The 20,771-nt window shown below is 60.2% G+C and carries 12 protein-coding genes and 2 pseudogenes; 10 read left to right on the top strand and 4 right to left on the bottom strand.

Features of this window, described 5'->3' with window-relative positions:
- From JQ632_RS36970 to JQ632_RS36950, 5 genes and pseudogenes are all read left to right on the top strand, one after another.
- A pseudogene (locus JQ632_RS36970) lies at positions 1-432 on the top strand (saccharopine dehydrogenase); the annotation flags it as partial.
- Between the two features lie 184 nt (positions 433-616).
- Positions 617-928, top strand: a complete 312-nt coding sequence (locus tag JQ632_RS36965) for a twin-arginine translocation signal domain-containing protein (protein WP_212407642.1) — start codon at positions 617-619, stop codon at positions 926-928.
- A 177-nt stretch (positions 929-1,105) separates the two neighbouring features.
- Positions 1,106-1,900, top strand: a complete 795-nt coding sequence (locus tag JQ632_RS36960; protein WP_212407641.1) for a S41 family peptidase — start codon at positions 1,106-1,108, stop codon at positions 1,898-1,900.
- Between the two features lie 302 nt (positions 1,901-2,202).
- Positions 2,203-2,397 (top strand): hypothetical protein, encoded by a 195-nt coding sequence (locus JQ632_RS36955; protein WP_212407640.1) that lies wholly within the window; start codon positions 2,203-2,205, stop codon positions 2,395-2,397.
- Between the two features lie 536 nt (positions 2,398-2,933).
- Complete coding sequence (locus tag JQ632_RS36950; protein WP_212407639.1) at positions 2,934-4,085, top strand: ABC transporter substrate-binding protein; 1,152 nt, start codon at positions 2,934-2,936, stop codon at positions 4,083-4,085.
- Positions 4,086-4,344: 259 nt separating this feature from the next.
- On the opposite strand, the gene JQ632_RS36945 is transcribed toward JQ632_RS36950, so the two are convergent.
- On the bottom strand, positions 4,345-5,628 hold the full coding sequence (locus JQ632_RS36945; protein ID WP_212407638.1) for an adenylate/guanylate cyclase domain-containing protein: 1,284 nt from the start codon (positions 5,626-5,628) through the stop codon (positions 4,345-4,347).
- A gap of 393 nt (positions 5,629-6,021) precedes the next feature.
- Between JQ632_RS36945 and JQ632_RS36940 the strand changes: the two genes are divergently transcribed.
- Positions 6,022-6,417 (top strand): rhodanese-like domain-containing protein, encoded by a 396-nt coding sequence (locus JQ632_RS36940; protein ID WP_212407637.1) that lies wholly within the window; start codon positions 6,022-6,024, stop codon positions 6,415-6,417.
- A 1,379-nt stretch (positions 6,418-7,796) separates the two neighbouring features.
- Here the strand turns inward: JQ632_RS36940 and JQ632_RS36935 are convergent.
- The 3 genes from JQ632_RS36935 to JQ632_RS36925 form a co-directional block, all read right to left on the bottom strand.
- Complete coding sequence (locus JQ632_RS36935) at positions 7,797-9,482, bottom strand: NAD(P)/FAD-dependent oxidoreductase (RefSeq protein WP_212407636.1); 1,686 nt, start codon at positions 9,480-9,482, stop codon at positions 7,797-7,799.
- 148 nt (positions 9,483-9,630) lie between these two features.
- Positions 9,631-10,830: a serine hydrolase gene (locus JQ632_RS36930; RefSeq protein WP_212407643.1), complete on the bottom strand. Its 1,200-nt coding sequence runs from the start codon at positions 10,828-10,830 to the stop codon at positions 9,631-9,633.
- Positions 10,831-11,395: 565 nt separating this feature from the next.
- A complete protein-coding gene (locus tag JQ632_RS36925) occupies positions 11,396-13,048 on the bottom strand; it encodes a lipopolysaccharide assembly protein LapB (protein ID WP_212407635.1) in 1,653 nt (550 codons plus the stop codon).
- 438 nt (positions 13,049-13,486) lie between these two features.
- On the opposite strand from JQ632_RS36925, the pseudogene JQ632_RS36920 reads away from it, so the two are divergent.
- From JQ632_RS36920 to JQ632_RS36905, 4 genes and pseudogenes are all read left to right on the top strand, one after another.
- Positions 13,487-14,178 (top strand): annotated as a pseudogene (locus JQ632_RS36920) (SDR family NAD(P)-dependent oxidoreductase).
- A gap of 264 nt (positions 14,179-14,442) precedes the next feature.
- Positions 14,443-15,414, top strand: a complete 972-nt coding sequence (locus tag JQ632_RS36915; protein WP_212407634.1) for an ABC transporter substrate-binding protein — start codon at positions 14,443-14,445, stop codon at positions 15,412-15,414.
- Between the two features lie 897 nt (positions 15,415-16,311).
- Positions 16,312-18,909 carry an MASE1 domain-containing protein gene (locus JQ632_RS36910; RefSeq protein WP_212407633.1) on the top strand — a complete coding sequence of 866 codons (2,598 nt, stop codon included), beginning with the start codon at positions 16,312-16,314 and terminating at the stop codon, positions 18,907-18,909.
- A gap of 992 nt (positions 18,910-19,901) precedes the next feature.
- Entirely contained in the window at positions 19,902-20,228 is a 327-nt protein-coding gene (locus JQ632_RS36905) for a hypothetical protein (protein WP_212407632.1), read from the top strand.
- The last annotated feature ends 543 nt before the right edge of the window (positions 20,229-20,771 follow it).

Raw genomic sequence — 20,771 nt, 5'->3', positions numbered from 1 at the left:
AACGTGCACCGCACGAATTTCCTGTTGGGGCATCCCTACGGCACGGACTTCGTTTACGACGAGATGATGGTCGCGCCCGGATTTGGGGAAATCGGTCGCGTGACGACGGAGACCTTCGCCACCATATTTTCCCTGCTCGGGACCGGCGGTCTCAAAGCCGGTGCAGGCCCGACTCGGGAACAGCGTGAGAAGGGCTTCTACGACATCCTCTTCCTGGGCGAGCTGCCGGATGGCCGACGGGTCGAGGCCGTCGTCACGGGCGACCGCGATCCGGGCTATGGCTCGACCAGCAAGATGATCGCCGAAAGCGCTGTCTGCCTCGTGCGCGACGTGCAGGGCGAGGGCGGCATCTGGACGCCGGGCGCGCTGATGGGTCCGGCGTTGTGCGAGCGTCTGAAGGAGCGCGCCGGCCTTACCTTCAGCGCGCGTTGAGGTAATGCTCAGAACTGCAGCGGCGAGCTGGATTGCGTGGATCGTAACCCAACGGAAGAGCGGATTGGCGTGCGCGGCCTCAAATCCGGTTCAATGGCCGCTTTCGGCCCGTTTGAGACATCCCCTCTGGCTCTGAGAATGTCCGATTGTCGGGACAGCGACGAGCTCCATCGAAGGTTGCACGATGAAGAAGGTAATCAACTCAGCACCGTCGCGCCGCCACTTTTTGCGGCTCACGTCAATGGCCGCGGCATCAGCTCTGACTCCAACGGTGTTGTGGGCCGAGCAGCAAGAAGCAGCGGATTCGGCCACATCCCAAGCCGTACCCGCACGCATCGCCACGTTCGAGGAGGTATGGCGGACCGTGCGAGACCGTTTTTACGATCCGCACCTACACGGGCTCGATTGGTCGGCGGTCCGGGAACGTTACTTGCCGGACGCCACGCGGGCGAGTTCCGAAGAGGCGCTGGCCGGCGTCATTAATAGCATGCTCTAGGAGCTGCATGCTTCGCACACCCGCTACTACACACCGTACGAACCAGAGTACTACCAGCTTTCCGATATCTTTGCTGGTGCGTTAAGGCGGCGCGGACTGGAACGTGTTTTTCCGGGTGGACGTATCTCCTATCCCGGCATTGGCGTCCTCTCGCGTCTCGACATGCAGGGTCGCAACATGATCACCGGTGTTATAGAAGGCACGCCGGCCCAACAAGTCGGACTGCTCGCTGGCGATGTGATCGTCTTCGCCGATGGCGCACCGTTTCAGCCAGTACAGTCATTCCGTGGCAAGGTCGGCAAGGAAGTTGTGCTGGGGCTGCGTCGTGCCGGCGCGTTTATGCAAATATCGGTTACCCCGGTCGAAATTGAGCCCAACAAAATGTTCTTGGACGGCTTGAAGGCCAGTGCCCGTATCATACCGGCCAACGGCCGAAGCATCGGCTATGTTCATGTCTGGTGCTACGCTGGCTCCGTGTATCAGCGGACGCTCGAGCATCTTGTATCGGAGAGCCCCCTAAACGGCGCCGACGCGCTGATCTGGGACTTGCGCGATGGCTGGGGCGGCGCGATCCCCGGGTATCTTGATTTGTTCAACACGCGAGCGCCGACGATGCAGGTCACTGATCGCAATGGCGCCAGCCAACTCGAGAACGTGAAGTGGCGCAAGCCTGTCGCCATGCTTGTCAACGGTGGCACCCGCAGCGGCAAGGAGATCCTTGCCTATGGCTTCAAGAAATATCGGCTTGGCGAGGTCATCGGTAGCCGGACCGGGGGAGCTGTCCTCGCTGCGACGGCATTTCTCATTGACGGCGGCTTGCTGTTGCTCGCCGTCGGGGACGTGCAGGTCGACGGCGAGCGGTTGGAAGGCGTTGGCGTCGCACCGACGATCGAGGTCCAAGCTGACCCGGCCTCCATGGGTCCAGGTGATCCTCAACTCAATCGTGCAATCGCAGTCCTATCCGTGGCCTGAGCCTCGGGAGACAGCCCTGCTAGCTCTGATCCGCGAGGACCGGACGCCGCAAGTGAAATGCTGCGCTTCTTGCTTGAGCATTCGCTCCCACAGCAGCCAGGTTAGAGAAGTCCGCTCCTGGTTGCGCGCCCAAAAGCGGACGTGACCCGGACTCGCGGCGTCGCGAAGCGGCGATTGTGCGACACATCGAGAATGGCTCTGTTAAGCAACTACCCTGCTTAAGGGGAGTGGCCGCCGCGCCGGCCCCTCCCCATTTTGGCTGCGGGGGACGAGCACGTCCTCGTGCGCCTCGGAGATGGGCAATGACCATAAGAACCTTTTGCAGGCTTGCCGCCGCCATCTTTGCCCTGATCGCGCTTCTGCAGTTGATCCGGATTGTAATGGGGTGGTCCGTCACCTTGAATGGCGTCGATGTGCCGATCTGGGCGAGCTGGATTGCAGTCACCGTGGCGGGCGCGTTAAGCTTCGTCGGTTTCCGCGCCGCCATGCGCAGCTAAAGGCTGGCAGAGCTCGCCCGGGCCGATCTGTCGCCGGGCAGCGGAGCCACTTCCCCACTCGGGGACACTGTGATCGGCACACGGTCAAATCGAATTGCCCATCGTGGATGTGAGCGACAGATCAAGGCAGTTGATCAAGGTCAAGAATGCAAAAGCCCTAGCTTTTCAGCTAGGGCTTTTAGCAATTGGTGGATGGCGTGCTACGGGCTATGGCGCCCGAGGGCGCATGCCCCTTCCATCTCCACCTTCCTCTCCCATGCCAACGGGAGGGTAAACGACCTCCTCAAAGGAGGCCAAGAAGGGAATGCTATCCATCACTGGTCGCAACCCCTGATTTGCAAACTAACCACTATGGCGGGCAGTTACCAGCCAGCAAGCCTGCCCTATTCCAAGGTGCGTGGTCGCCTTCCGAAAACTGCAGCGGCAAAAACAGGCCCCCGGGAGCTGTGGCTCTCCGGGGGCTTTCCGATCGTCGGGATCAGGTACATCCGCTGTCCCATCCGACCCGAAAACAATCTCACCACCCGATCGTGTGCATGATGTGGCAGCGATACGTCATCGAGCGGGCGATTTTGGAAGCGACTGGAGTGAAGGGTGAAGTCGCCTGCCGCTTCACCCACACAAATCAGCCGGTTCGTGCTGCGACATTTACGCATGCCCATGACGGCGGTACGACTCGGACGTTCGGTCACTCGGGGGTACGCATGAGACGGCGCGAGTTCTGCGTTCTGCTCAGCGGTAGCAGCGCGCTTCTGCTGCCCGCGGTGAGCCGCGCGCAGCAGGTCGGACGCCTCTATCGGATCGGCTATCTCGGCTCGGATTCTATGGACCCCGCGCTGCTCGAGGTCCTGCGTCAGCGGCTGCGGGAACTCGGATGGGTTGATGGCAAGAACATCAGTTTTGAATTTCGCTTCTCCGAAGGTCGCTACGAACGCCTGCCCGCTCTCGCAGCGGAGCTGGTCGAAAGCAAGGTCGACGTGATCGCGGCATCGCCAACACCGGCTGCACTTGCGGCGAAGGACGCGACCCAATCCATCCCGATCGTCGGCATCTCGTTAGACAACCCGGTACGGCATGGGCTCGTCGCCAGCCTCGCCCGACCCGGAGGCAACGTCACTGGCGTAACCTACGGTGACGGACCGGAAATCTTCGGCAAGGACCTGGGTTTCTTGCGCGAGGTTGTGCCGGATCTGCGCCGCCTCGCGGTTCTTTCCAATTCCACCGGTCTCAATCATGGGCCGATGATGGATATTCTTGAACCCGCAGCACGATCATTCGGAATCGAGCTCAAGCTATTCGACGTGCAAGCTCCGGAGAATTTCGATAGCGCATTCGACGAGATGACCAAAGCCGCCGCGGAAGCTCTATTCGTCTTTGGTGATCCGATGTTCGGCGTACATCGCAAGCGAGTTGCCCAACTCGGCGTGCAACATCGGCTGCCGACGATGTATACGAACCGGCCTCACGTCGAGGCCGGCGGCTTGATGTCCTATGCGGCGAGCTTTCCGGACATCTGGCGGCGGGCTGCGAATTACATCGACCGCATTCTAAAAGGGGCAAAGCCCGCCGATCTTCCCGTGGAGCAGCCAACCAAGTTCGAACTGGTGATCAATCTCAAGACTGCGAACGTACTCGGTCTTACGGTGCCACCGGCGCTGCTTGCTCGCGCCGACGAAGTGATCGAGTGACGTTAGCGACGCATTGCTTGGTGCGGCGCATGAGTCCGGAATTGGCCCATCAGCGAAGTGGCGACAACCCTCATCGAGGACCGCTTAGTGGGGCATAGCCGACTGGATTTGCTCAGGCTAAGTTTTTCGCATTTTGACCCACAACTGACATCGGTCTAACCGGAATGCGAGGCCGTCGGTCATTTCTCGCTAACTGCCCGGCCTTGAAGTGCTAGGGATGGGCAAGGGCGCACGGCTCGTTTGTCTGCCAGGTGAGCGTCTAGCTGGAGAAGCCGGTCAAAAGTCGCTTGCATTCGGCAGCAAACTTCTCATTTGGCAGGCGCCCCTCGGCATCGCGCGAGAATTCCGGTTTCAGGCGGTTGAGGAAGAACATTTCGAGCAGGCGGTGGTGCTTCGTTTCAATGGCGCCTCTTGGCTCGAGGTCGAAGAGTGACTTCACATGTCCGGCGACCGTCTCCGAGGCATTGATCCGGCCAGGAGCGCCATTCGTCTCCATGAGCGCCGCCGTGTTCACCGCATCGCCCCAGATGTCGAAAGTGAACTTCCGCCGACCGACCACGCCCGAAATGACCGGCCCGGTATGGACGCCGACGCGCAGCTCGAGCGACGGCAATCGCATCTTCTCGCGCTGCGCCTTAATTCGGGCGACTGCGCCTTGAAGTTCGAGCGCCGCGAGGCAGGCATCAAAAGGATGCCGGCGATTGGCCGCGGGCACTCCGGCGACTGCCATGTAGGCATCGCCGATCGTCTTGAGCTTTTCCAGCCCATGGCGCGTCATGATCTCATCGAAAGCGGTGAAATATTGGTCGAGCAGTCCGATCAGCGCGACCGGCTCGATACGCTCTGCCAGCAAGGTGAACCCCTTGAAGTCGGCAAACAGGATAGTGGCCGAGGGGATGTATTTCGGCTGGACCTTGCCATTCGTCTTAAGCTCGTCGGCAATCGATACGGGCAATATATTAGTGAGCAGTTCTTCGGTGCGTGTCTTCTCGGCGGCGATATCCTTCCGCGCCTGGTCAAGATCCTTATTTGCCCGGTCAAACTCGATCAGTTTTCTACGCAGCTCCAGCTGCGTCATCACCTGATGCGATAGACGGCGCAACGATTCAGCCTGTTCGAAGGCAAGCTGGCGCGGTTCGAAATCCATGACACACAGTGTCCCAAGCGCATACCCCTCTCCGGTGACAAGCGGCATGCCACAATAGAATTTGAAGTACGGTTCACCTGTAACAAATGGGATCCTGCTGAACCGCGCATCCTGCCTAAGATCGGGCGCCACGACGAGTTCGGTGCCGCAAACCGTCTCCGCGCAGAAGGCAATTTCGCGCGGGCACTGGTGGAAATCCGGCGGCAAACCATACTTGGCCTTGAGCCAAAGGCGATCGTCGTCCATCAAGCTGATATAGGCCACCGGACACTGACAAATCTGTGCAGCCAGTTCGCCAACTTCGTCATAGGCAATGTCCGGCGCGGTATCGAGGATGTTGAGTGCGCGAACGGCAGCAAGCCGTTCGGGCTCGTTGGCAGGTATTGGGAATGACATTTTTGCCCTCCCGACATCCGGCTGACGCCCGCTCCGAGGGTTAGCGCCGTCTTGGGTCGTGATCCTACCGCTCGACGACCGCTTTGGTAAGCCCGGTGGCGAATTCGAGGCCGAAAGAAGAGGTATCAGCCCGCACCTGGCTCTCTCGGCAGGTCTGCATTTGGGTCCGTAGGCGACGAACTCGGTCTTTGGCCGCGCGTCCGCCAATTGGGAGAGACCAGCTTATTCGTGATGCGGCTAAATCGACGCGATTAACCCGAAGCAATGATAGTCCAGCCTTACCGCTTTTCCGATGCCCCTGCCGCACCAACAAGAGGTGTGATAGCTTGCCGTATTCCTGATGCTCGGCGCGTTCCGCAGCTGAGGGTCGTGAATTCTCGAGAGGAGGATAGCATGGCATTAAGCGTCAAGCTGATGATGGAGGCTGCCAACGCCGCCGTGCCGCGGATAACTTCGGCGCAGGCGCGCGAGATGATCGCCAAGGGCAACACGCTGGTGGTCGACGTGCGCGATGCACCGGAAGTAGAAAAAAGCGGCAAGGTCGCCGGCGCTCTACACGTTTCGCGCGGCATGCTGGAATTCCGGGCCGATCCCGAGTCGCCCTACCATGATAAGAATTTCGCCAAGGACAAAACCGTCATCCTTTATTGTGCTTCTGGCGGGCGCTCAGCCTTGGGCGGCAAGGTGCTCAAAGAAATGGGCTATGATCAGGTCTATAATCTCGGCGCCTTCAAGGATTGGGCTGAAGGCGGGGGCGCAGTCGAAAAGCCTGTCGAGCCTGGCATGTAAAAAGGGTGGGGGATTTATGGCCGGAGCCGACTGGCGAGTCGGCTCTTGGCCCAGAGTGTCGAAAATCCGCGTTCGAACATGTGTCGGCGGTTGGGGTGAGAGCGGACCTGTTCGCTCAGGGTGATGGTTTCGCATTTTGACCCAACGCGGACGAAGGCAACCTGTGCTAGTGGCACAAACTGCGTGGGACACAGCGGGTCGGATGTCTCCAAAATAGAGTGTCCAGGTTCGGTACTGGTAGAGCACGGGTTCGCCTCAGTGGGGCCCGGAAGCTTCCTCTTCAGCAGCGAGGCCGCCAGATGGCTACGGACCCGGAGAGGCAGTCCCCGGAGGTACGGGCTGCTCCGCCTGCTCCCACCGCGCCGCAAGCTGCTTGATCTGCTTGAAATCGAGGATCGACTGCGAAAGCTGGCCTTTTCGGACTATTATCGCCACATCGCGATCTTCGGGCAGCAACGCCATCGCTCTCGCGACCGCAGAGCGCAGGCTCATCACTCCGTGGTTGGCCAAGACCACAACCTCTTCCGGGTCTAAGACTGCGGGCATTGTCCATCCCCATGCTGGCCGCAAGCCAGCAACCAGCCGTTAATGATTTCCCACTTGTCTCGCCCCCTCGCTTGGAATTTCAGGAGCGGGGAGCGCTTGTCCTCTAGTTCGCAAAAGAAACTCAACGTATCGCGGGCGGTGACTGCCCCAAGATCGATCGACTGAGCCTGAAGCCAACGCCGCCATTCGCGAATAATCAGCAGTTTGCGTTGGGTTTGATAAGTCGACGCGCGTCTCCGCCCCATGAGGCAGGCCCCCCGAAGGTCTTCAGTTAGGCGCGCTGGCTTTGTTAGACGGCTCTAATCGAGAGCGTTAGATAGGCATCCAGATGGTACCGGGCATCCGCCGGGCCGATGGCACCATCGAACCCGCGATATGAACGAGAGACCTTAAGGCTTTCTAAATCGGGATATGACGGCTTTGTTCGCAGTCTGAAGTGCCTTCGTTTGGCTGCTTCATCGCAGGTACCGTCAGACCACGACGGCATGTCCGGACTTCGACAGACTGCATTCGCACCAACATTGCGGCGAGATCAGAATTCCCGAATGCGTCGGCACGAAGCAAGTCCGGTCTCTCACGGTGGACGGTGAGCGACTGCAAGTGTCGTCGCCATAGCGTGTGAATCCGAATTGGCCAGATAAGGGGACGACGCGCAGCATCGTCACTTTGACGTGCGTCGGAATGTCCACATCTGGACCCTAAGCGGTCATCGAGATGGCGCGCGAGCTTCTCCGCAGGGCTCTCCACGTGCGGCCCGAAAATCACGCGCGTCCACGATTGCTATGCCGGGAGTGGCGACGCTGGACACCGCTCCCGGTCAGGGACTGTCAGATCTATTCAGCCGCGATTGGATGCACGGTCCAACCCTGACCCGTGCTGGCGAACGCAAATCCCTCGTAGCCCTTCTCGGCGACTTCGGCGCACTTCCTGCGATATCCGCCGACGCCTTCCGGACCAAGGTACGGCAAGAAGCGGCGCGCCTTGCCCTCGACGTTGGCGCCCATGTACCAGGAATTGGCGCCGGTCATCAAAGTCGCGTTCACGACCTCTGCGACGTGGGCACCCCAAGCATCTTGTGCCTGCGGCGTCGCCTCGACGGTCGAAAGCTTGTTTCTTCGCATGTGGGCGATGCATTCAGCAATCCACTCAACGTGCTGCTCTATGGATACCGGCATGTTCGACAGCACCGAGGGGCTTTGCGGGCCCGTGATCGTGAACAGGTTCGGATAGCCGGTGATCGCCACGCCAAGATAGGTCTGCGGCCCGTCCTCCCACTCCTGGGCCAGCACCCTGCCGCCGCGGCCCTTGATGCCGAGTTTCTTCAATGGGCCGGTCAACGCATCGAAGCCTGTAGCGACTACGATGATGTCGAGCGGGTACTCCTTGCCGCCTGCGCGAATGCCATTCGGCGTGATCTCCTCAATCGGGCCGTCCGTGGCCGCATCCACCAGCGTCACGTTCTTCTTGTTGAAAGTCTCGAAGTAGTTGGTGTCCAGCGGCTGCCGCTTTGTGCCGTAGGGATAAGTCTTGGGCGTAAGTTTTTCGGCGACCGTTGGATCGTTGACGGTCGAACCGATCTTGCGCTTGAGGTAGTCGGCAATGAGATCGTTCGCCTCCTTGGAGAAGAACATGTCCTGGTAGTTGGCGAGCCAGAATGCGAAGCCGCCGGTGTCCCACATCCTGTCGAACTCCCGCTCGCGCTCATCAGGTGTGGTGTCGAGGACCGCCTTCGGCATGAAGTTCAGCTCGAAGCCGAAGAAGGAGTCCTTGATACGCTGACGGATCCCGTCGTAATCCGCCTTGCGCGCTTTGGTGACCTCGGGATCGACGCAACCGTTGCGCGCCGGCACGCAATAAGCCGGCGTGCGCTGGAATACGGTCAGGTGCTTGGCCTGTTGCGCGATTTCCGGGATCGCCTGCACCGCGGTGGCGCCCGTGCCGATCACGCCTACGCGCTTGGCGGTGAAGTCGACGCCGTCGTGCGGCCACTGACTGGTGTGGTAGCACTTGCCCTTGAATGATTCCAAACCCTTGAACGGAGGCACGTTGGCGGTCGACAAAGCGCCGACCGCGGTGATGACAAACCGGGCCGTCACCGCGTCGCCTTGCTCGGTGCGGACTGTCCAAAGCTCGTTACTGTCGTCGAAGATGACCTCGGTGACGCGTTTGCCGAATTGGATGTCGGGCTTGAGGTCGAAGCGTTCGGCGCAGTGCTCGAGATAGCGCAGAATCTCATCCTGCTCGGGATAGCGTTCGGACCAGCTCCATTCCTGCAACAGGTTTTTGTCGAACGTGTAGCAGTAGATGTAGCTGTCGGAATCGCAGCGTGCGCCCGGATAGCGATTCCAGTACCAGGTCCCCCCGACCCCGTCCCCGGCCTCGAACGCTGTGACGTTGAGATCGAGCTTATCGCGCAGCGAGTGCAGCATGTACATGCCGGAAAAGCCGGCACCGATGATGACGGCGTCAAAGTGAGTCTTCTTGCTCGCTCCTGGTGAACTACCCTGCGCATTCGTCATAACATACCTCCGTTGTAAGCGGGTTGTTGTCGGCATCGAGGAGGGTCTCTGTGGCTACGTCGTTTCCGATGTGTAGCTGCGACGCCGGTCCGACCTCAGGCCGGACGCGGCATCGTCGAAACATTGGGGCTAAGTCCGCGTGCCTGACCTACGCCGCCGCGCGCACCTCGCCGCTCTGATAAGCGGCCGTCTCGAAGTTCATGTAACCGACAAACGAAGTCGGATCGCCGAAGGGGAGGATCTGCGTGGCCCAATATCCGCCGAACCCGTTCTTGCGGTCGATCCAGTAGAACGTGTTGGCGAGACCGGCCCAACCGAGCGACCCTGCCGGCCTGCCGGTCGGCGCGTCCTCGTCGTTGAGCATGAAGGTGTAGCACCAGGATTTCTTCAGGCCCGGGAAGAACTCGGCATCGTTCGACAGAGTCGCGATCACGCCGGGCAGCATCACCACGCTCTGATCCGCCCTGAGGCCATTGCGGACTGCGGCCGCGACTGTCTCCTGCTTGAGAACGCGGCCGTTCGGCCCGGCGCCATCGTTCAGCCACATGCGGATAAATTTCATGTACTCGCCGATCGAGGCGTAGAGCCCGTGGCCTCCCATGTGGACTTCGGGGTCAGGTGGCAACTGCATGTCGGGAAGCGGCGTCAACGACCCGTCGGCTCCGCGCTGGTGGATGACGGCAAGGCGCGACCGCATCGAAGGTGTCAGGGAGAAGGCGATCTCCTCCATCCCTAGCGGTGCAAAGATCTGCTCCTTCATCACTTCGCCGAGGCGCTTGCCGCGGATGCTCTCGACGATCTGGCCACACCAATCAATGTTGCTGCCATATTCCCATTTGTCACCGGGCTCGAAGAGCAGCGGTGTCATCAGCGACGCCTTCGAGCAAGTGACCACGCTCGGCTGGCCCTGCTCCTGGGCCAGGCGGAAGTAGTTGGCATTAAAGAAGTCATAGCCGAGGCCGGCCGTGTGCAGCATCAGCATGCGGGTGGTGATGTCGCGTTTTGGCGCGCGCATCCTCGGATTGCCGCTTGCATCGAATCCTTCGAGCACTTCGAGCTTGCCGATGTCAGGAACGTAGGTTTTGGCCGGAGCATCCAGGTCGAGCTTGCCCTCCTCGACGCATTGCAGGATGGCCGTGCCGGTGATCGCCTTCGTGGTCGAGAAGATGGCGAAGACGGTGTCAGCAGTCATGGCCTGACCGCCGCCAAGCATACGCTCACCGGCAGCGCCTTCGTAGATGTTAGCCGAACGGTCGGTGATCATCGCGACCACGCCGGGGACACGGTCTTTGCCCGTCACGACACTTTGCAAGATCCCATCGCATGCGCTTCTCAAGTTGCTGGCCATTGCCGTTCCTCCCGTTTGAAATTCGCTCGGTGTGATCCTGCTTCTTCTCGACAGGCTGCCGGCGGCCCCGTGGAACAACTTAACTGTTATGCCGTGTGGAGGTCGCTCTTGAGTTCAATTGCCCCAATGCGGAATGTGCGGACGACAGTCGCGCCGCAGCCACAGCAATCACAGCGTTTGGCGGTTTAATCATGATCCGGCACGAGGTCATGGACTTAGACCGAGCATCGTCAAGGCTAGACCGATTTCTCGCAGTGGGCCACGTATTTCCTTATTGGCATTGAAGGCATGAGATCTCGATTCTTGCCGATCTTGCGACACGGAAGCCGTGCTGACCTGACCCTCCGCGGCGCGTACGCCACCACGAGATTCGCGTCGGCTTGAGTGGCGATGTTCCGCCGTTGGCCCTTAGTGCCGAATATCAATCCTCACCTTGGCGTCGGCTCTTTGGGGTAAACCGGCCTAGTCATGGTCAAACCTGATCGACGCTAATGGACCCATTCCAGACGATGACTACCGGATTGACTTTGCTGTTCGATGGCGAATACGCGTGCCGACCTCGGCTTTAAGCGGCCGCCCGTTGGCGGCAGAAGCAGGAGGCCTGTATGGGCACGTCGGCTCGGGCGGCGGCGATGTCGAGCCGCTGCTTCACTATCGCGGCCTCCATGGTCCGCCCGAGCCGCATCAGACACTCGTGCAAGCCGTGCAGGCTCCATACGTTGTCGGGATGCTGGCAGGACCGGCGAAGCGTGTTTTCGAATCCAAGGTCGGCGCAGTAAATGTTGGCAGCTTCCTCCACATGCCCCTGTTCCAAGAGCAGCGCCCCCAGCGCATGTCGCGTCGGCTGCATCCAACCCCAAGGCTCGTCGTAGGGCAGCCCGTCATCGAGCGCCACCGAACGCCGCAAGTGCGCGAAGGCCTCTTCAAAGCGACCTTTGCGGTAGGCGATTTCGCCGTCCATCATCGCGGCTGCTACCGCCAGGATGTCGAGACAGGTATTGTTGAAGAGATAGCGTGTGGCCGGCACGCGCCCGACCGCAGCCCTGAAGAGGTCGGCTTCCCTCTCCGCGACCGCCACGTTGCCCGTCGCGGCACGCGCCACCGTCTTGGCATAGTGCATCATCGCCGTCGTGGTGCAGAAAAGCGCCTGGTCATGGGGTAGCGGCGCATCGATGATCTCGCGCCATTTGCCGAAGCGGATCAACACGTGCATCTTCATTGGCACGAAGCCTTCCAACCAGTCAGCCATTGGTGGCGATTCAATACGGAGCAGCCGCTCCGGCAGCGTTGTGATCATCTCGTCTGCCGCGGCAAGCGCGGTTGAGTACTGGCCGAGGAATATCGCCCCGTAGATTCGGAAGTGATAGTCGTGGCAGCGGTAGAGCGAATAGAAGTTCTCCGCCCCCTCGCGCTTCAGGTACTTGCGGTCGGCTTCGATCGCCCGACCGTTCCATTCCACCACGGCCGAATAATGCCCACACAGCACGTCGATGTGGGTGGGCACGTGCTGGAGGTGGCCGGCATCGGGAACGAGGTTGCGCAGCGCGTCAGCCGCCTTCAGCGCCCGCTCAGGATGCGGCGACATCTCCATGAGGTGGATGTACATGTGGAGAAGGCCCGGATGGAGGTCGCCACCGGGCGCCTTCATCGCCTTATCGAGTACCACTATTGCTTCGAGCGTGTCGGCGCCCTCGGCGGGCTTGCCTGTCTCGATGTTCCACAACTGCCACGGCGTTCGGTTCATGATCGCTTCGGCGAACAGCGCCGCGACATCGGGGTCGTCGCCGAAGTCGGCATAGACCTTGCGCATCGCCGCCGCGTAGTCGTCGTTCCAGATCGGCGTGATGGCACCGGTGCTGTCGTCAGGGTAGCGGTGGAGGAGGGCGGCAATCAGCGCCTGCTCGACAGGTTTCGCCTTCCTGGCCAGCACCTGTGCCTTCAGCGTCGCCTTTCGGACAAGCCGCAGCGAGCGAGCGAGGTCGGCGGGATCGAAGGCCTTCCATTGCTTGTTGTAGTTGGGGCCCGCCGCATAGGCGATGCCCCACTCGGCCATGGCGCACTTTGGATCCGCCTTCGCTGCGGCCTGGAAGCAGCGCACTGCCTCGTCGTGATTGTAGCCATAGCACATGGCAAGCCCGCGATCGAACCACGTCTGCGCCGCCTTGATCCGCGTCGAGACCTTCCAGCTGTATGAACCGAGATCGTAGGGATAGCTCACGGGTTCCTCCCCAACTGGACCCAGCAGGAACAATACATACTACTCCAGCCGCCGCACTGCGCCACCTGCACACCATGAGGCGCAGCCGCAACCCGAAAACCAATGTGCAATTAACTTCCACTCAGGGCACTGTGCTGGGTGCGCACGGCATTGCGTGGATTGATACGCTCGGATCGATGCCCAAGAGTGGAATACGAACAGGAAGTTTCCTCATCGTAAAGGGTCCGTTCATGGCCCTGAGGTGAAGTGGCGAGCCTTCTCATTGAGGTCGGCTTAGCGGACCGCAGCGGACTAGTCCTGCTCAGGTCGAGTTCTTCGCATTTTGACCCGAAGCGGTCCTCAGCTATGCCCCCCTTGGCTCGCAAAAATAGCCACGCTTGCCATTAGGACGTGAGCGCCCTTTTATGCTCTCCTGCCGTCGTGGGAGGAGAGTGGAGTATGCTTGCACGGTTTGAGGATCAGGTCGCAATCGTTACGGGGGGCGCGGCGGGGATCGGACGTGCGATAGTGGAACGGCTTGTGGATGACGGTGCTACCGTCGTTGTCGCCGAGACAAATCGTCGGCGGACGCCGCGGTGGCAGCTACGCTTTCGCGCTTCGGCCGCCTCGACATTCACGTGAACAACGCCGGTATCGTCAACCGTGCGCCATTCCTTGAGTACGACCTCGATGCTTGGCGCACCGTGCTCAACGTCAACTTGACCGGGGCGTTCATCTGCGGCCAAGCCTCGGCCCGTGCGATGGCGGAAACGGGCCGCGGACGCATCATCAACATTGCGTCGGTGTCTGGTCAGTTCGGCGGCACCGGGCGTGTCGCCTATGGTGCGTCAAAAGCAGGGATCATCAGCCTTACTCAGTCTATGGCGATGGAGTTGGGGACATACGGCATAACCGTCAACGCCATCGCGCCCGGCCCGACGCAGGTAGCCCGTTTGGCTCATGGTCCTCGCCAGCGGGAGGCTTTCCTCTCGCGCATGGCCCTAAAGCGGTACGCGCTGCCGGCCGACATCGCGGCTGCAGCTGCTATCCTCGCATCCGCCGATGCCGCCCACATCACCGGCCACGTGCTCAATGTCGATGGCGGTTTTGTTGCGGCCGGTGTGCTCTTCGATCCGTCGGACGAACGCTGACAGACGTCGGTCACGGCGCCATGTGTCCCTAATTGGTCCTGCGGCGAAGTTGCGGCGCGCCTCATTGGCGCGCCTCATTGAGGTCCGCTGATCAGCCCACAGCAGACCAGATTTGCTCACGTTGAGTTCTTCGCATTTTGACCCCAAGCGGGCATGGGCCATCGCGCAGCCCTTGCGACGCAGCATTTGACTCGCGCTAAGTGCGACGACCATTGAGACCTGATAGTCTGCACCCGGCTCCTCAAGCTGAGATGAGAGCACCAAATGAAGCGGCGGGAGTTCATAGTCGCTATTGCGGCACTGCTCATTTCGCCACGGCGTTCGCGGGCGGAGGGGATGCCTCGCCGGGTCGGCTTCCTTGGCAACTCTTACAATCTGGCAATCACCAAAGTGTGGCAGGAGAGCCTGCGTGATCACGGCTGGATCGAGGGCAAAAACCTGATCACGGACAATCGATATTTCGAAGGCCATGCGGAGCGCCTACCGGCTCTCGCGGCCGAACTCGTCGCCCTCAAGCCCGATTTGATCGTTTGCAGCGGCCCGCAGGCAGCCTTAGCCTTGAAATCGGCAACTGCCAATATTCCGATCTTATTCGTGGCTGTGGGCGATCCCGTGGGGATTGGCCTCGTGCAAAGCCTATCGCATCCCGGTGGCAACATAACGGGTTTTGCGGCCATCGCACCTGGGGACTTCATCGGCAAACGTATAGAAATCCTCCGAGAGCTCGTTCCTGGCGCCTCGAAAATTGCGCTCTTGGCCAATCCGGACAACCCAATCCACAGGCTGGAATTGGCCGAGGAGATACCACGTACAGCCCGGAAGCTAGGCGTGGCTCTGCCGATAGTTGAGGCGCGCACCGCCGAGGAACTCGACGTCGCCTTTGCCTCTGCCGCCGCCCAGCACGCCGATGCGATAGTTGATATTGGCGATCCTTTGACCTTTCAGCAGGCTCCGCGAGTTGTCGCACTCGCGGCGAAGCACCATCTGCCCGCGACCTATCTTTTCCGACAATCCGCCAATGAGGGCGGACTGATCGTCTACGGTCCGGATCTATTCGATCTGTTCCGCCGTGCAGTTGGTTACGTCGATAAGATTCTCAAAGGCACCAAGCCTTCCGATCTGCCGGTAGAGCAGCCGACCAAATTCGAGCTCGTGATCAACATGAAGACTGCCAAAGCGCTCGGCCTCACCGTGCCGCCCTCGTTACTCGTTCGCGCCGACAAGGTGATCGAATAGAGATGCCATTTGCTGCGGTGCATGAGTCCGCTTGTGGCCCCCTTTCGGACATGGAGCGATGTCCGACTTGAGTCGGTTGTGCGCGCCACAGCGGACCCTGCCGACAACCCGCCGATGCCCCCCGCGCTGCCGCGAAAACGATCGGCCTTCGAGCAACAAGGGCGGCTGCGGCTCGGCTTGGGGGCTTGCGCGTTGGCAAATGCCTGCGGGATACCCGGCGCGTCGCAATACTGCCGCTAATTCACGTCGTTACACGTCGGCGCCTCCTGATGCGACCGCCGGAACGCTTGGCTCCGGCGATCGATTCTCCTCTGCCAGCTCGCTTCTGCTTCAATTTGCAAATCGAGAGCGAGAGGAGAGGGCGCTTACCGATTCCCTGCTAACGGCGCGCCCAATCCCTGATCGCCGCTGAAAATTCCCTGTTCGGTGTTTGCGCCCGGCCGGCCGCGATACGCTTGAATTCGCGGGCGTTCTCGTCGTTTCTGACGTTGCGGCGGCGGCGGTTCGCGCGGGTTTTCCCTGCAAAATTCCCTGTAAGCAGGGAATTGGTGCGGGCGGCCTTTCAAGGTGGCCAGCCCGCTCGGAGGACCAGATGATTGCGCGGATGATGACTTCGGCGAGGAGCGGGGTTGGAGGTGAGGCGGTGCGATCGCGGGGCGATCGTAGATGGGCGCGGCGGCATTAGGTCAATGGTGCTGCCCGATGGCCCCGATCCCGACGTGGCCCAGCGTCCCTCTATTCGCGATTGTGCGGCCATGCTTTGGCCAAAACTGCGTTGAGTGTTTGGCAGGGTCATCGACGTGGTGAAAATGCTATCGCCGTCTTTCGGGTGACATTGAACCGGGGTCAAGTCGACCCCCTACCGCATTCTTGAGATGCCCACCGCAAAGGCCTGTGATGGACAGGGCAAGGTTTGATAAGGCCAAGAGTTTCGCTTTTGGCGACGCTCGGAGCGCTGCGACCTACTCGGTCGAAATCTTAATAGTCGCGGCGATTTACGGTGGCCTTGCCGAAGCCGCGCGATTCCTTCCCGCAATCAATCCAACCGCGACACCGCTATGGCCACCAACCGGGCTTGCGCTCGCGCTGGTCCTGCTGCGCGGCTACCGGATTTGGCCCGCGATCTTGGTGGGGGCCGTCTCTCCTTACCTGATGGCCGACCGATCGCTTTTGGAGCTTGGTTCCGTCGGGATCGGCACTCTGCTCGCGGCGTTTGCCGGGACGTGGCTGATTAATCGCTGGTCGAATGGTCACCAGACGTTTGGCACCCCCTCTGGAATCGCAAAGTTTGCAATCATTTCCTTTGTGCCGACCACGGTGATGAGTTCAACCATCGTCCTGGCAGGATTCATTCTCGCCGACAAACTGAGTTTTTCCGATTCGGTCGTGACCTGGTTAACGTGGTGGCTTGCAGACGCGGCTGGGACTTTGGTGATTGCGCCGGTCGTCGTGCTCTGGGCAATCACACGCTTAGGTAGTTTTTCCAAATGGGAACTATTTGAAGCGATCGCCGTAGCTGCTCTCGTGAGCATCATCGGGATCATTGCTTACAGCCCGCTCATCGGCGGTGACCTCGTCAGCAACGACCTCAATGTGCCGCTGCCACATCGGAGCCTTCTGGGCTTTCTGGTTCTACCGCCCCTGATGTGGGCTGGTTTGCGCGGCAATCGTTACAGCGTCGCTACGTCCGCACTCATTTTCCTCAGCATGGCCGTGTGGGGTTTCTCGGTGGGTAACGATCCATTTCCGAAAGCGGATCTGGATGGATCGCTATTGGCGTTACTCGTGCTTTCGGTCAGCGTATCGGTACCGCCTCTTGCATTGGCCGCAGCAATCGCGACACGCCAGGACACTGAAGCCCGTTTGCTTTCCCTTCAGGACGAACTGAGCCGTCAGATTGAACGGAAAGGTATGGCACTCGACAGCGTTAGACGCCACTTCCAAGTTCTTATCGAAGGCGTCGTCGACTACGCAATCTTTGCGCTTGATAAGGAGGGGCACGTTACCAGCTGGAACAGTACCGCACAAAAAATCATCGGCTACACCCCGGAAGAAATTATCGGCAAGCATTTCGGGATATTTTACCGACCGGATGAACGCCGGGCAGGCTCGCCAACGCGCGCATTGGAGTCGGCAATCCAGGAAGGCAAGCACGAAGTTGAGGGTTGGCGGATCAGGAAAAATGGCACGCCGTTCTTCATCACCGGCTCGGTGTCTGCGAGCCGTGACGGCGCAGGAGCTCTGATCGGGTTTATCAATATACTCCGGGACGCAACCGAGCGACGCGACGCGGAGGAGAAACTGGTCCAGGCGCGCGAACAACTCGCGATGTCGCAGAAGATGGAGGCGATTGGCAAACTGACCGGCGGAATTGCACACGACTTCAACAATCTATTGATGATCATTGGAGGCAGTGCTCAGATCTTTGCTCGCCTGCTTGATCCAAAACTGCCAAAGGCAATCGAAGCCATACAGACTGCAGCCAAGCGCGGAGAAACTCTCACGCGCCAGTTGTTGACGTTCTCTCGTCACCAGCATCTTAGCCCGACGGTCGTTGATCTGAATGCGTCCATAAAGAACATGCGGACCATGATTGAGAGTTCGCTGCGCGGGAACATTGTGTACAATGAAAACATTGGCGAGGGTGTTTCGCCGGTCAAAGTAGACCTCGCCGAACTAGAGCTTGCGATCGTCAACATCGCCGTTAATGCGCGCGACGCCATGCCAAACGGCGGCACCTTCTCGCTATCTGTGAACGCCGTGACCGTAGATCAGGAGATTGGCGATAGTAGCCCTGGGGACACCTTCTTTGCGATGGCGTTTAGCGATACCGGCACCGGAATTCCGCCAAATCTTCTGTCCAAAATGTTCGATCCATTCTTCACAACCAAAGAAGTCGGCAAAGGAACCGGGCTCGGCTTGTCTCAGGTTTATGGTTTTGCGCACCAGGCGGGCGGAACGGTGACGGCAGACAGCAAGCTTGGACAAGGAACAACGATTACGATCTATTTGCCGTCCTGTGCAGGCGAGCAAATCACCAGCAAAGACCTGGCCGCTGCCAGAACGAGGCATGCGCAACGGCAGACGGTTCTCGTTGTCGACGACAGTCCCGAAGTGGCGGATGTGACATCCTCGCTGTTCGAGCATCTGGGTTATGAGACCATCTATCGAGATTCGGCCGAGGCGGCATTAAAACTGCTCGACGCCGGTACAAAAATCGATCTCGTCTTCAGCGATATCGTCATGCCAGGGACAATCGATGGCGTCGGGCTCGCGAGAGAAATTCGGTCGCGGTACCCCAGTTTGCCAATAGCCCTTACAACCGGTTACAGCGATGCTGCAAAAGCAGCTCCCCCAAATCTAAGAATACTCCGTAAGCCGTTCGACACCGAGGCACTAAGAGAGCTTATCCAGGATCTTGCGCCTCCGAGATCATTGAGATCATCCGGCGTTCCTCTGGCGTCAAGCACGACTGACGCTTTGCGCAGAAGTTGACGGGTCGCGCCATCGCGGGCATTGCACCGGCGGTGCCGACGCAGTGATCGAACAGGCTTCTTTCGTCGCAGATGCGCGAGTCCCATTCTGGCCCATCGGCGAAGTGGCGACACCTCTCGCTGAGGTCCGCTTCCTGGCGCGCAGCGGACTAGATTTGCTCACTTAGAGTTCTTCTCATGTTGACCCACAAGCGACATCGCCGACCTGACTACTTCAGAACATTGGGTCGGAACGGCTATGATGTCCGTCGTATTGCCCGAGAAGTCGACCACGCTCACCAGCTTACGAAGTTCGTCAAGGCGGAGCGTGTTCGTCCATTACAGCAATCCAGGTTGCCACCACGCAATGCGGACTTCGATGTCAGAGGACCGTCCAACTATGTCATGCGCGGGTCGCTACACCGCTGTGCTTGGTATGCGATCATCGCGGCGCGGCAATCCCGATCGTCGTGGGACGACGACCCAACGGAGGCCGTTCTACGTCCTGCCTTAGCGCGAAGCTCGATGCTCATTGCCGGTCGTCGTCGTTCAAGGTTTCGGGGCCGCCGCTTGCATCTCGTGTCCCGGGCTGAAGCCCGATGCGCCCGGCTGCCCGGAGGGCGGGCTTGAAGATGTAGCTTGCATCTGGTGCCCTGGGCTGAAGCTCGACGCCCCAGGATGTCCGGAGGGCGGGCTTGAAGGTGCCGCTTGCATCTGGTGCCCTGGGCTGAAGCTCGACGCCCCAGGATGTCCGGAGGGCGGGCTTGAAGGTGTAGCTTGCATCTGGTGCCCTGGGCTGAAGGCGGATGCGCCGCGATGCCCGGCATGGCTTGATGAACCACGATGCCCGGCATGCGAGTGCGGGCTTGAGAACACCGCTGAAAATGCCGCCTGTATCGCGTGTCCTAGGCCGCGTCCTAGGCTAAGGCTTGATGCTCCATGATGCGCTCCATGCGAGTGCGGACTCGAAAACGCTGCTTGCATCGCGTGCCCCGGAGCCGATACCGAATTGCCGTGCCCGACGCCACCTGCGCCGCCGTGTCCCGCACCTCCGCCATGTCCCCCGCCCACACCGCCACCTCCTCCAACTCCCCCTCCGGCACCGCCGCCGCCGCCACCACCACCGCCGCCACCACCTCCGCCACCAGCGAGCAGCGGCCCAGACGTTGCGATCAACAATGCCGGTATGGCGGTTACTGCAAGAAGCTTGGCTACCCTCGTCATGATGATCTCCTCTTCGCCTTCAATTCCGCGGCTCACTCCAGGCAAAACTACGGGGCTCGACGGTGGCTGAAAGTCGAACGCTCGAGCGAATGTTCCTCAGAAAACGTGATCGAATAAGGCGAACAAGCGCGCACGCTGTTTTCTGCGCGGACTGTCACCAGAACGGCACAACTTCCGCCCCGTTAACGCGTGCTCGTGGCGTTGCTCTCCTCTGGCGAGCATTCCGCACAGGCAGCAGCAAGGCGGCGAGAGGTGCCCGCAGGTACCGCGTGATCGTGAGAGGCCGGTGGTCTGTTTTTGGCCCGAAGCCGACCTGCGGTCGCCTCTCCAGAAGGACCGCTTCTGACCCCGCAACGGACATTAGTGGCTTGACGCAGTGCAGATCCATTGATTGTTAGGATTTGCTCTCAGGTGCGATTGGCGGGCGTAAGCGCGAGGCGCACGGATGGAGTTGCCGGCTGCATTGAACCTCGTTGACATGACGGTGGGCCCACATTTGGAGCTCACAAAACCTGGACGACTGCGCCTAAACCGGCTGAGAAAGCTTGGTAGGTCCGTGACGATATTGGCTCATGCAGCGACGCTACTTGTGGCGTTTGCCGCAACTCGCGCATACGCCGCTGACATTGGTTATCTGGCTCCCCCCGGATTCGCTGCAAA

The sequence above is a fragment of the Bradyrhizobium liaoningense genome, assembly GCF_018130955.1.
GTDB lineage: Bacteria > Pseudomonadota > Alphaproteobacteria > Rhizobiales > Xanthobacteraceae > Bradyrhizobium > Bradyrhizobium liaoningense_C.
The sequence above is the reverse complement of the archived record's forward strand: the minus strand, read 5'-3'. Positions and strand labels throughout refer to the sequence as shown.